Annotated in this window: 10 protein-coding genes; 2 read left to right on the forward strand and 8 right to left on the reverse strand. The window is 48.1% G+C overall.

All coding sequences use genetic code 11. The annotated features are described in order from the left end of the window. Positions 1 to 6: 6 nt before the first annotated feature. The 8 genes from comX to BJQ97_RS09535 all read right to left on the reverse strand — a co-directional run bounded on the left by comX (position 7) and on the right by BJQ97_RS09535 (position 11,147). Positions 7 to 162 (reverse strand): competence pheromone ComX, encoded by a 156-nt coding sequence (gene comX, locus BJQ97_RS09500; protein WP_160156384.1) that lies wholly within the window; start codon positions 160 to 162, stop codon positions 7 to 9. Between the two features lie 21 nt (positions 163 to 183). Beyond that, complete coding sequence (locus BJQ97_RS09505) at positions 184 to 1,095, reverse strand: polyprenyl synthetase family protein (RefSeq protein ID WP_160156385.1); 912 nt, start codon at positions 1,093 to 1,095, stop codon at positions 184 to 186. Positions 1,096 to 1,396: 301 nt separating this feature from the next. After that, positions 1,397 to 3,547: an MMPL family transporter gene (locus BJQ97_RS09510; RefSeq protein ID WP_160156386.1), complete on the reverse strand. Its 2,151-nt coding sequence runs from the start codon at positions 3,545 to 3,547 to the stop codon at positions 1,397 to 1,399. A gap of 40 nt (positions 3,548 to 3,587) precedes the next feature. Continuing rightward, positions 3,588 to 4,583, reverse strand: a complete 996-nt coding sequence (locus tag BJQ97_RS09515; RefSeq protein ID WP_160156387.1) for a 3-oxoacyl-[acyl-carrier-protein] synthase III C-terminal domain-containing protein — start codon at positions 4,581 to 4,583, stop codon at positions 3,588 to 3,590. Positions 4,584 to 4,809: 226 nt separating this feature from the next. After that, a complete protein-coding gene (locus BJQ97_RS09520; protein ID WP_160156388.1) occupies positions 4,810 to 6,273 on the reverse strand; it encodes a CoA-acylating methylmalonate-semialdehyde dehydrogenase in 1,464 nt (487 codons plus the stop codon). A gap of 293 nt (positions 6,274 to 6,566) precedes the next feature. Then, on the reverse strand, positions 6,567 to 7,754 hold the full coding sequence (locus BJQ97_RS09525; RefSeq protein WP_160156389.1) for an iron-containing alcohol dehydrogenase: 1,188 nt from the start codon (positions 7,752 to 7,754) through the stop codon (positions 6,567 to 6,569). Positions 7,755 to 7,954: 200 nt separating this feature from the next. Further along, positions 7,955 to 9,670, reverse strand: a complete 1,716-nt coding sequence (locus BJQ97_RS09530) for a sigma 54-interacting transcriptional regulator (protein WP_119877370.1) — start codon at positions 9,668 to 9,670, stop codon at positions 7,955 to 7,957. A gap of 529 nt (positions 9,671 to 10,199) precedes the next feature. After that, complete coding sequence (locus BJQ97_RS09535) at positions 10,200 to 11,147, reverse strand: aldo/keto reductase family protein (protein ID WP_119877368.1); 948 nt, start codon at positions 11,145 to 11,147, stop codon at positions 10,200 to 10,202. Positions 11,148 to 11,471: 324 nt separating this feature from the next. On the opposite strand from BJQ97_RS09535, the gene BJQ97_RS09540 reads away from it, so the two are divergent. Both BJQ97_RS09540 and BJQ97_RS09545 read left to right on the forward strand, forming a co-directional pair. After that, the gene (locus BJQ97_RS09540; protein ID WP_160156390.1) at positions 11,472 to 12,200 is read left to right on the forward strand and encodes an amino acid ABC transporter ATP-binding protein; all 729 of its coding nucleotides are present in this window, start codon (positions 11,472 to 11,474) and stop codon (positions 12,198 to 12,200) included. Positions 12,201 to 12,229: 29 nt separating this feature from the next. Continuing rightward, positions 12,230 to 13,075 (forward strand): glutamate ABC transporter substrate-binding protein, encoded by an 846-nt coding sequence (locus BJQ97_RS09545; RefSeq protein WP_119877367.1) that lies wholly within the window; start codon positions 12,230 to 12,232, stop codon positions 13,073 to 13,075. Positions 13,076 to 13,132 lie beyond the last annotated feature (57 nt).

A 13,132-nucleotide genomic window follows, 5' to 3' on the forward strand; every position in this document is an offset into this window, starting at 1 on the left:
CTCGATCTACATCCAATATCTGAGAAGACTCGTCGATTCGCTAAACACCTTTATCACCGCTTTTACCTCTAACTCACTGAAACCAATTAAGCTTACCGTACCATTTTGTAATTTCTCGATGATTTCTGGATGTTCTACTAAAAAGCGAATGATTTGTTGCATCGCAATCTCCCTCCAACAGTTTTAAATCAATGTTTTCAGCGCAGATTTATACGCATCGTCTACATCTAGTTTTTCGATTTCCTGCAAAGCCTTTTCCTTGCAAATTTGGCTCATCACGTTCGCATAGTAAATCGCTCCTTCTTGATTTATTTGTTGAAGTGCTTTTTCTTTTTGGGCATAAAGCTCATTGTAATCAATATGATTGTGAAAATACTGTTTCAATAAGTTATCCCGTTTACTTGCCAGCATGTACAATACCGGAAGCGACTTCTTCTTTGCTTTGATGTCGTTCTTCTCATCCCAACGATACAACGCATCGATATCATTGTCGATTTGTGCAGCGATTCCTATATCATTGGCATACTTTTCAATGATGACAGTGTTTTTTTCAGCGCCTGCCAATGCAGTTCCGACGAAACACGCCATGGCTACCAGAGAACCTGATTTTTTCTTCAGCATCTGTAAATAATCCGTTTCCGTCTGTATGTCATTTGTGACATCCATATGCTGCCCATTTAAACTTTGAAGCAATCGAGATAAAATATATGACTGTGCCCTTACTTTTTTATCATCATCGATAGGCAAATCCGCAATTGCTTTTTGTCCAGCTAACAATAATCCGATGGCCATATGAAGTGAGGTTGTAAGAGGTGCTTTGCTCCACCAGGTTTCCAAGCTGTCTTGATCAACAAGGTCATCGAGCATATCTCCAGCTAACATTATCAATTCTACAGCTGCTGCGATTCGTTCGATTTCTATGATGTTTTCAGAAAACATCCGATAATGCACACCGGCTAAACAGCCAAACAAAAAATCACTTCGTTTTGCGTGTTCTTCTACCGATGTCAATACTGCTTCTTTTAAAGACGGCATGAAAAAAGATGATTCGATGATCTCTTTCATTTTCATCTTCACTGTCTCTTTTTCCATCATTTCACCAACATCTCACGCAAATATTTCCAATAGATAATTATAACAAAATTTGCGAAATTCCTTCTTCAAACTTATCGAAGTTTAAAACGAAACCCCTTTGCCATTGTAAAGGGGTTTATCAAAATCTATTATTTTTATCTGGTTGTACATCATGCTCAAGCAGAAAACAAGACGTATCATTTAATTCGTTAAAAATTTGTAAATGATACAATAAGCTTATTGTTCCGGCATAAAACTTATTCATTTCGACGCTTTTTGCCTTGGCATATTCTTTTTAGTATTCATGAAAAACGTTTGCCCGTTAAAACTTTTTTAAAAACTTAGGCGCCCACCAATTGACGTCCCCCATAAGTTTCATTAGAGATGGAACAAGCAATAGTCGAACGATTGTTGCATCAATAAATATAGCTAAAGCTATACCTAATCCCATCTGTTTAACAGGCACAATGCCTGTAAATGCAAATGCTCCTGTTACGATAATCATAATCAGCGCTGCAAATGTAACCACCCTGCTAGTCGAGGACAAGCCTTCGATTGTAGCTCTATCATTGTCATTCGTCTTCAAGTAGATTTCTTGAATTTTAGACAACAGGAAAACTTCATAATCCATGGATAAACCGAAGACAACTCCAAAAACGAAGACCGGGATCATAAGGGCGATAGCGGGAACCGGTTCAAAGCCAAAATGTCCTTCTTGAAAAATCCATACTAAAAGCCCAAATGAAGCCATTAAACTCATGATATTCATCACAATAGCTTTTAAAGGAATAACAATCGAACGAAATGCTAGAACTAAAATAATAAATGTAGATGCAAAAACTATCAATAAACTATACTTGAAATTTTCGGAGATTTCATCATGAATTTCTTGGTTAAACTTTGGTAAACCTCCCAATAACACTTCAATCTGACCGTCATTTTTTTCCCAGCGCTTCGCAAACTCTTTTGCTTCTTCCGAATCAAAATCAACATTTAAATGAACAGTAAAAATCGTTTGATTGCCTTTCACTAATTTATTAATGAAAGGAGCTATTTTTTTCTTCGTTTCATCATTGTGCAGAAGCTTATAAAGTTGTTGGTAATGTAAATCCCCCATGATTGAAAAGATAGAATCAACACTTGCCACGATCTCTTCCTTTTTTAAATCTTGCAACAAATTTTCCAGCTGTCTAAGAGATTCTTTTTCAAGTATATCATTTTCTTTCGTGCGAACGATCATTAGCACTTCTGAATGATTTTCACCCAAAAATTCTTTTTCGTAAATTTCGTACGCTATCCTAGTATCATATTCCTTTGGAAGCGCTGTAGCATCAGGGATGCTCAGTTTCATCTTAGAAATAGGGATTGAACAGAAAAGCAAAATTCCAAAGCTAATCAACGACAATACCCCTGCTCGATTCATGACAAACTTAGAAAATCGATGCCATACACTCTCTCCGCTTCCTTTAATCTCAAGAATCTGTAATTTGTTAATATTTCTTCCTATTACAGATAAAAGAGCAGGCAGAAATGTCAGCGCTATGACTAATGAGAAGATGACAATCACTGCTCCGCTGATGGACACTGTCTTAAAAATTTCAACATCAATAACTAACATGCTAGCTAACCCTAAAATCACGCATAAAGCTGAAAATAAGATAGCTCTCCCCGCAGTTTGCGCTGTAACAACAATCGCTTCCTTTACATCCCTGGATTTTAGCTCTTCCCGAAAACGACTGATAAATAACAAAGCAAAATCAATTCCTAAAGCCAATCCAATCATCGGAACAATATTCAATGTAAAGATGGATAACTCTTTCTGCTGACCGATAAAATACAAAGTTCCCATCGAACAACCAACAGCAAGTAAGCCAATCACAATCGGAACAGATGCCGCGACAAAACTCCCAAATGCGATTAATAAAACAATTAAAGCAATCGGGATTCCAATCATTTCTGCTTTCTTCAAATCTTCTTGACTTGCCTTATTCATATCCTCATTAATCAATGCCGGTCCTGTCAAACGAATATGAATTCCATCCTCACTTTTTAACTTCATCTTTAACTCATGGAGTATATCCCCCATATCGTTAAATTCCCGATCAAATCCCAAAACAGCAAATGCTACACTGTCTTTTAACTGCCCTTCTTGATCATAAGGAGATATAAGACTAACTAATCCCTCTACATTTTGAACGCTTTCCAGCTTTTTTAGTATAAACTGCCTAAACTCCTCCTCCTTTACTTTTTCTTCCTTTTCGAATAAAACAATAACGCTATTATTAGGAAGATTAAATTCCTCTTTCGCTATTTTTTGGACTTTTGCATAAGAACCTTTCATCTCAAACCCATCACCGCTAAGCACATTCGGAAGTTTAAATGCATATGAAACAAGTAAAAATGAAATAATTCCCCATAAAGCTAATATGAGCCACCGATAGACATATGCCATCTTACCTAAGCTTTTTAACATGGATATCATCATCCCCCAAAAATGTTCACTATATTGTTTTTTAATATGTTAAAGCTACACATCCTATAGATAAACCGGCAGAAGTTCCGAATAATAACACCAAATCTCCTCTCTTAATCTTGTTATCTTCTATATAGTCAAACAATAACATTGGGAGAGAAGCTGCAATACAGTTCCCATGTGTAGAAATATGAGAGGCAATTTGTTCTGAATGAAATCCAAACTTTTTAAAAATGTCTATTCCATGCTTGCTTGTTTGATGAGGGAGTAAATATTTAACATCACTTTGACATATACCACTTTCAGAAAAAAAATCTTGAAAAAAATCAGGAAGCAAACGAACTGCATACCTAAACACTTTTCTGCCATCCATCTGAAACAAATTATCTTCCATTCTCGTATTTGGGTCATTTGGGTGTCTTAGCGTACCTCCACCCTTCACGCAAGTTAAATCGGCTCCCGATCCGTAAGTTTGCATTTTGAAATGATGAAGAACGCTTTTTTCATCTTTTGCAGATTTGGTGACAATCGCAGCAGCAGCCCCATCTCCAAACAGAGCCCTTACTTCATTAGAAGTTTTTGGTAATGTTGGACTTGGAGCATCTGAACTGATGATTAAGATGCAATTGTATACTTGATTATGAATAAGATTAGCCGCCACAAATAAAGCTAATCCGAAACTATAGCACGTCGTATCAACATCAAAACACGGAATCCCTGAATCGCCCAAACCTAATTCTCGCTGAAATAAACTAGCTCCGCACGGAATGGCCTGTAATGGAGAACCGTTCGCACCAATTATACAATCAATCTGCTCCGGATCAATTCCGCTATTTTGGATTGCCTGCTTAGCAGCTTTTACACCTAATGTTAACGCATTTTCTCCATTTTCAAAATCAACATAATGTCTAGACTCAATACCTGTTGCCTTAACAATCCAACCGCTTGTAACATTCATTTGTTCTTCTAATTCTTCACTCTTTACTTTTAGTGACCCAACAGCTTTTCCCATTCCAGCAATCTTTACTTTAAACATTTTCATCCCCTCCACAAGTTCTTTCTCCGTTCAACCTAATTATAGCTCCACTTTTCCTCTCCTTCACCGCCAACATGGTGTCGGAACCCCGTCATTTTTTGGCGGAATACCGACACGAGATGGCGGACCTCCAAAAAAGAAAACGCCCTCACTGATCTGAAAATGATTCAAACAAGCGAACACGCAAAAAAGCAGCCCAGTCCGAGCGGGCTGCTTCATTGTTTATCTATTGATATCTCGCCGTCACCATTTTCTTTCTCGTGTAAAACTCGACGCCGTCGCGGCCGTTGGCGTGAAGGTCGCCGTAAAACGAGTTTTTGTAGCCTGAGAACGGGAAGAACGCCATGGGCGCCGGGACAGCGACGTTGACACCAAGCATGCCGGCATCGATTTCTTCACGGAACTGGCGGATCGCTTTGGCGCTGTCCGTGTAGATGCAGGCGCCGTTGGCGAATTCCGACCGGTTGGCGATCTCAATCGCTTCGTCCAAATCGCGGGCGCGGACGACCGACAAGACCGGAGCGAAAATTTCATCCGTCCAGATCGTCATGCCCGGCTTGACATGGTCGAAAATCGTCGGGCCGATAAAATAGCCTTTTCCGCTTGTCGCCGAGTCGCGGCGGCCGTCGCGGACAAGGAGCGCCCCTTCTTTTTCGCCGATTTCAATATATTTGATCGTCCGTTCTTTATGCGCCTCGCGGATGACCGGGCCTAAAAAGACGCCTTGGTCAAGTCCGTTCCCGATTTGAATGCGGTCGGCAGCTTCTTTGAGCCGTTCGACCAACTCATCAGCGATATCACCGACGGCGACGACAACGGAGCATGCCATGCACCGCTCACCTGCCGAACCGAACGCGGCGTTGATGATGTTGGTCACCGCCATGTCGAGGTCGGCGTCCGGCATAACAATCGAATGGTTTTTCGCGCCGGCAAGCGCCTGCACCCGCTTGCCGTGGGCGGCGGCCGTTTTGTACACATACTCGGCAACCGGCTGCGAGCCGACGAACGAGACGGCTTTAATGTCTGGATGCTCTAAAATGCCATTAACGACTTCATGCGCCCCGTGGACGATGTTGAGCACTCCCGGCGGCAGGCCGGCTTCCGTGAACAGTTCCGCTAAGCGGTTGGCGAGCATAGGCGTCCGCTCGGACGGTTTCAACACAAACGTGTTGCCGCAGGCGATGGCAAGCGGGAACATCCAGCACGGCACCATCATCGGGAAGTTAAACGGCGTAATGCCCGCGACGACGCCGAGCGGGTAGCGGTACATGCCCGATTCGATGTTCGTCGCGATATCCGGCAGCTGTTGGCCCATCATAAGCGTCGGGATGCCGGCGGCAAACTCAACGCATTCAATGCCGCGCTGCACTTCGCCGTACGCATCTTCGTACACTTTGCCGTTTTCCAATGTCACAAGGCGGGCAAGTTCTTCCCAATGCTCGACAAGCAGCTGCTGGCAGCGGAACAAAATGCGGGCGCGGCGCGGAACCGGCACTTTGCGCCATTCGCGGAACGCTTCTTTCGCGGCCGCCACCGCCGCATCAAGCTCCTCGCGCGAGGAAAGCGGCACTTTCGCCAGCACTTCCCCCGTTGCCGGATTCGGCACGATTTCTTCTTTTCCAGATGTCGAAGCGACCCATTGGCCGCCGATGAAGTTTTTCAACGTTTTTGTTTCTGTCATCGAACTCATCAGACAAACCACCTTTCTAGCAGATTGGTGAAAAACCCCGCGGTTGCTGCAAAAGACTGGTTCATGAACGCGCACAGGAGCCATGGAAGCTCCTACGGGCAAACGCTAGTTGCCAGAGTTCCACCGCCGATCTTACATAAAATAGAAAACACGGAAGGGCGGACAACGCACCGGCGGGCTGGATCACTGTCGAAAGACAAATCGGGACAGTCCTTTGATTTCTGTTTGCTATCAATGGCGATCATGCACCCGACAACGGTTCAGGCCCACCGGCGACTTCACCATCGACTGTTTTAAGAATTCACGGTTTTGGTATCATACTGATAGTCGTAACAATAATGATACAAGGCGACAATTTCTTCATGGGTCGGCACTTTCGGATTGTTGAAGGGGCTGCCGCTTGCAAGCGCGTCAGCCGCCATTTTGTCAACCGCCTTGTCAAACGCCGTTTTGTCAATGCCCCACGTTTTCATATTCGGGATGTGCAAATCGCGGCAAAGCTGCTTCACTTCCTCAACGAGTGCATCAGCCGCTTCCGTGTCGGAAACGTCTTGGAGCGGTGGCTTGATGATGCGGGCGATGACCGCCAATCGCTCGATGGCGCTGTCTTTTGTAAACTCAAGCACCCCAGGCAACAACATCGCATTCGATACACCGTGCGGCACGTGGAACAGCGCGCCGATCGGCCGCGACATGCCGTGCACGAGCGTCACCGAGGCGTTCGAGAACGCCATGCCGGCTTTCATGGCGGCGATCGCCATTTTTTCCCGCGCTTCAACGTCTTCCCCGTTTTCATACGTCCGGCGCAAATGGCCGACAATCGCTTCAATGGCAGAGAGCGCCAGCACATCGGTCACCGAGTGGGCGCGTCGGGAAATGTACGCCTCGATCGCGTGGCAGAGCGCGTCGACCCCGGTTGCCGCTGTGACGGATGGCGGGCATGAAACCGTGAGCAACGGATCGACGATCGCCACGGTTGGAAGCAACGCGGGCTGGGAGATCATCATTTTGACGTCCGTCTTTGTATTGATAATGACCGTTACTTTCGTCACTTCCGAACCCGTTCCGGCTGTCGTCGGAATGGCGATGAGCGGCAGCGGTTTTTCGATGAACCGTTTCTGATTGCCGACATAGTCGCTGATCGTTCCTTCATTCGTCATCATCACGGCCAACGCCTTGGCGGCGTCGATGCTGCTGCCGCCGCCAAGGGCAATAATGACATCGCATTGCTCGCTTCGGCAGACGTCAAGCGCTTCCTTCACATGGACATCCGTCGGCTCCGTATCGACACCTGTGTACTTGGCAAACGTCATCCCCACCTGTCGCAAATATTGCTCGCAACGGGCGACAAGACCGATTTTCTCCATCACCGGATCGCTGACGATAAGCGCTTTCATTCCGAGCGCCTTCGCCTGCGGGCCAACTTCCGCAAACGTCTCGCGCCCGTATACTACTCGGCTGGGCATCAACAATTCGTACACCGTTTCCCCCTCCACCTTTTTTGATAACGGTTTCACTCTCTTTAAGGCAAATTCTGTGCCAACATCAAAAGGCGCAATGACAAGGAACAGCTTCGAAACAAAAAACGTACTCGCCAACAAAAACACGACACTTATCCTACATAACCAGACAATTCCCCGACATTATGAGAAGCAAAAAAGAACGGCCTGTCTGCCGTTGCTTATAGTCCGTATTTTTTCAGCTTCTCGTATAACGTCGAGCGGTGAATGCCGAGCCTTCTCGCCGCTTCCGCCTTATTGCCGCCCGCGGCGACAAGCGCCGCAGCGATTCGTTCCCGCTCGGATTGATAGACCATTTCCTTCCATTGATCAGCGATGTTCACGCCGCCGTCCGGCAGAGAAGCAGTTGCCGTCCGAATGGTCGACAAGTAAGGCGGCAAGTGGTCGCGTTCCACTTTCTCCCCTTCGACCATGCCGATCAGCCACTCGACGACGTTGACAAGCTCGCGGATGTTTCCCGGCCATGAATAGTTGACAAGCACCTCCATGGCCTCTTTTGCGAACGTTTTCGCCGCCACGCCAAACTGCCGGCACATCCGCTCCATATGGTAAGCCAAGAGAGCCGGAATATCGGTTTTTCGCTCGCGCAGCGGCGGGAGGTGGATGCGGATGATATTCAACCGATAAAACAAATCCTCGCGAAACGTCCCGTTTTGCACCATCTCCTCGAGCGGCTTGTTCGTGGCGGCAATAATGCGCACGTCCACCTCAGCCCCTGACAACCCGCCGACTTTCTCTACTTTCTTTTCTTCTAAGACGCGCAAAATTTTCGCCTGCATGGCAAGCGGCATGTCGCCGATTTCATCCAAAAACAGCGTCCCTCCGTCGGCGAGCTGAAACTTGCCAGGCTTGCCTCCCTTTTTCGCTCCGGTGAACGCCCCGTCTTCATAGCCGAACAGCTCCGCTTCCAAAAGCGACTCAGGAATGGCGGCGCAGTTCACGCTGACGAACGGTCCATCCGCATGAGGTCCTGCTTCGTGGATCGCCCGCGCCACCACTTCTTTTCCTGTCCCGCTTTCACCGGTAATCAAGACCGTCGATGGCACGCGCGCCGCCCGACGGATCATCTGCTTCACAGCGGCGATCGCCGGGTGGCGGCCGATGATGCGCTCGATTCCTTTCGGGGCGGAGGCGATCTCCTCCTGCTTTTTCGCTCCCGTCTCTTGCTTCTCCTTCCGGCTCGCCTCGCGCGACAGCTCCTGCAGGCGCCGAAAAATTTCATACACTTCCGATACTCCTTGGAAAATAAGCATCCCGACCGCCCCGATCACTTTACCATCACGCCAAATCGGAATGCGGTGCACGACCATCGGCTGGCCGTAAATTTTTTGAATATATCCCCGCTCGGGAATGCCCGATTGAACGCAGATGTGCAGACGGGTGTTTTCGATCACTTCCGTCACATGTTTGCCGATTGCCTCTTCCCGGCGGATGCCAAGAAACTGGCAATACGCCCGGTTGATCTCGCGGATGACGCCATCTTCATCGACGACGACCACTCCTTCATACGCCGCATCCAACACCGTTTTCATCGTCTCGGCCAGACGGTGCGTTTCCTCCAACTCAAGCCGCAGCCGTTCGAGCTCGTCCGTTGGTTTCAAACCGCTTTCCACATCGGGCGTTTCAGCACAGACGCCTTCCTGTTTCGTTTCCCCCTCGTCAGAAAGCACCGTCAATGCCTCGCCGATCGTCATAGAACGATCGAGCCCATCCGCTGCCGCCCACAGCATCAGCCGCCACGTGCACCGCCCCAACACCCGACCATGCTCATCGACAACGTCCATCCCCTTAAGCCCACGAGCCGCCATCAGCCGCATGACCTCTTGCAACGTTTGGCGACAGCTGACCGTCGGCGAAGCGCTGCAATCGCTCGTCATCGCCATCCCCCCTTTTCGTCGTTCCCTCTTTCCGTACCGTTCGCCGTTGGCATGGAAAATTCCTTCTGTTTATTTGTTTGAAAATCATGGCGAAGACAAGGCCCGCTAGAAACCCGGGGGCCGTCGAAAAACAACCGTTTCCCGCTCGCAAACCAAGAAAAAGGTGGCTTTTAAGCTTTCTCTATTAAAAAACCTAATCGTTTCCCACATTTCCCACTGAATCACCAGCCTTCTAGAAGGCTGGTGAAAAAAATGATCTTTTCCTGCGAAATCGATCGCTATTCGTTGAAAAGAAATACAGCATTTATGTGGCTTCTCGATTTGTTGAACGCTCTCCCACCTACGTAAACTCTTAGAGGGGGGAGAGTCTTGGGAACACCCTCCCCACGGCAGGCTATTGTCCAAGCCATCCCCGTTCGTCCCACGGTTTGGCTGTTTTCACTTACGCTGGTCACGTTAAAGTGGGGGGCTTCTCGATTATTAGAGATGATAAAAAACGGAGACAAGCGTTTGCCTGCCTCCGTCTCTTTCACCCCAAAATCCCCTCAATTTTCTCCAACACCTCTTCGCTAAGCACAACATCGACCGCCTTGACGTTTTCTTCGACTTGTTCCGGACGGCTGGCGCCGATTAAGGCGCTGGCGACGTTCGGCTGGCGCAGCACCCAGGCGAGCGCGAGCTGGGATAGCGTGATGCCAAGCTCAGCGGCGACTTTTTCGAGCTGTTCGACTTTCGCCAACACGTCATCATTCAGCAGCCGTTGAATGAACGCATTCGCTTTCGGGTCGGCGGCGCGGCTGTCCGCTGGCGGCTGTTGGCCGCGTTTGTATTTGCCGGTGAGCACCCCTTGGGCGAGCGGCGAGAAGACGATTTGGCTGATGCCGTTTTGTTCGCACACCGGGATGACTTCGTTTTCAATATAGCGATGGAACATGTTGTACTGCGGCTGGTTGACGACGATCCGGTCAAGCAAGTAGCGATCAGCCACGCCGAGCGCCTCTTGAATTTGCTGGGCCGTCCATTCACTGACGCCGACATAGAGCACTTTTCCTTGGCGGACGAGATCATCGATCGTGCGCAACGTTTCGTCAACCGGCGTCTCCTTGTCGTACCGATGGCAATAATAGATGTCCACGTAATCCAGTTGCAACCGCTTTAAGCTCGCATGGAGCTGCTCAAACACATGTTTGCGCGACAGGCCGCGGTCGTTCGGGCCATCGCCCATCGGCCAAAACACTTTCGTCGCAATGACATACGATTCGCGCGGATATTTGCGCAGCGCCTCGCCAACGATTTTTTCCGCTTCCCCGCGCGCGTAGACGTTTGCCGTGTCAAACGAGTTGATGCCGAGTTCGTACGCCTTGTCAATGACGCGGATCGCCGTGTCTTTTTCCACCGAGTTGCCGTATGTAAGCCAGCTGCCTAAACTGATTTCGCTCACTTTCAGCCCAGTGCGGCCGAGTTTTCGATACTTCACTTTCGCTCCCCTCGCCTCCTTCAAGTATAGGCAAACGCTACATCATTATTATAGTCGTTCCCTATTCATTTGAGAAAAGATTTGCCTCACTATTCTAAATAAATCGACGATAGCAGCGATTTGCATCGACAGCCGCAACATATCCGCTCAAAACATTTTTTATTTTTGAACTTCCTGTAGATTTCAGTAGATTCCTGTAGATGTTTCTTTACAATCAATTCGTAAAACGTTCACCATTTTGTCAAAAATCGTCCATGAGCCGCTTTTACGGATCATGTAAACACGGCGTGGGCGTACGATGTTGACGGGAAAGGAGGGGGGCTATTGATTTATTTCTACCAGGTCAACAAATACTACGGCGATTTTCATGTGTTGAAAGACATTAATTTGACGATCAACCAAGGGGAAGTCGTCGTCATCATCGGGCCGTCGGGGTCAGGCAAAAGCACGCTCGTGCGCTGCATCAACCGGCTTGAGACGATTTCAAGCGGCGAATTGATCGTCGACGGCGTCAAAGTGAACGACAAAGGCGTCAACATCAACGAGCTGCGGCGCAATATCGGCATGGTGTTTCAACATTTCAACTTATACCCGCACATGACCGTCTTGCAAAACATCACGTTGGCGCCGCGCAAAGTGCTCGGCATGTCCGAAAAAGAAGCGAACGAAATCGCTATGTATTATTTGGAAAAAGTCGGCATCCCTGACAAAGCGAACGCCTATCCGTCCGCGCTGTCCGGCGGCCAGCAGCAGCGCGTCGCCATCGCCCGCGGATTGGCGATGAAGCCAAAAATCATGCTGTTTGACGAGCCGACATCAGCTCTTGATCCAGAAACAATCGGGGAAGTATTGGATGTCATGAAGCAGCTGGCGAAAGAAGGGATGACGATGGTCGTCGTCACCCATGAGATGGGGTTTGCCCGCGAAGTGGCCGATCGCATCGTCTTTATGGACCAAGGCCGCATTTTAGAGGAAGCGCCGCCTGAGGAGTTTTTCGCGGCGCCAAAAGAGGAGCGGGCGCGCGTCTTTTTAAGCCGCATTTTAAACCATTAATTCCGGTCAATCAAAGGGGGTTTTTTCTCATGAGAAAGAAAGCATGGAAATGGTGGATCGCGGTTGCCTTGACCGCCTTATTGAGCGCCGTTGCTTTGACGGGCTGCAGCACGACGGACAAAGGGGAAGGCGGAACATCGTCAGAAAACGCCAAAGCGACCAATACGCTTGAAAAGATTAAACAGCGCGGCAAGCTTGTCGTCGGCGTCAAATACGATTTGAATTTATTCGGGTTAAAAAACCCGGAAACCGGCAAAGTCGAAGGATTTGACATCGATATTGCCAAAGGGCTGGCGAAAAAAATTCTCGGGGATGAAAACAAAATCGAATTGAAAGAAGTGACGTCAAAAACACGCATCCCGATGCTGAACAACGGGGAGATTGATGCGATCATCGCCACCATGACGATCACCGAGGAACGGAAAAAAGAAGTGGATTTCTCGGATGTGTACTTTATGGCCGGGCAATCGCTGCTCGTCAAAAAAGACAGCCCGATCAACAGCGTGAAAGACTTGAAAAAAGGCATGACCGTTCTGACAGCGAAAGGTTCGACATCGGCGGAAAACATCCGCAAAGTCGCGCCGCAAGTCAACGTGCTTGAATTTGAAAACTATGCGGAAGCATTTACCGCATTGAAAGCCGGCCAAGGCGATGCGCTCACGACCGACAACGCGCTGCTTTGGGGCATGGCGAAACAAGATCCGAACTACCGCGTCCTGGATGAAACGTTCACTGAAGAGCCGTACGGCATCGCCGTCCGCAAAGGGGATAAAGAATTGCTTCAAGTCATCAACGAATACTTAAAAGAAATTAAAGAAAACGGCGAATACGATAAGATCTACGAAAAATGGATTGGCAAAAAGCCGCAACAATAACAGGCGAAACGGTGGGCGGAACACATCCGCCCATCTGTTTGCCCAAAGGACAGGCCA

The organism is Geobacillus sp. TFV-3, from assembly GCF_009901865.1.
GTDB lineage: Bacteria > Bacillota > Bacilli > Bacillales > Anoxybacillaceae > Geobacillus > Geobacillus thermoleovorans_A.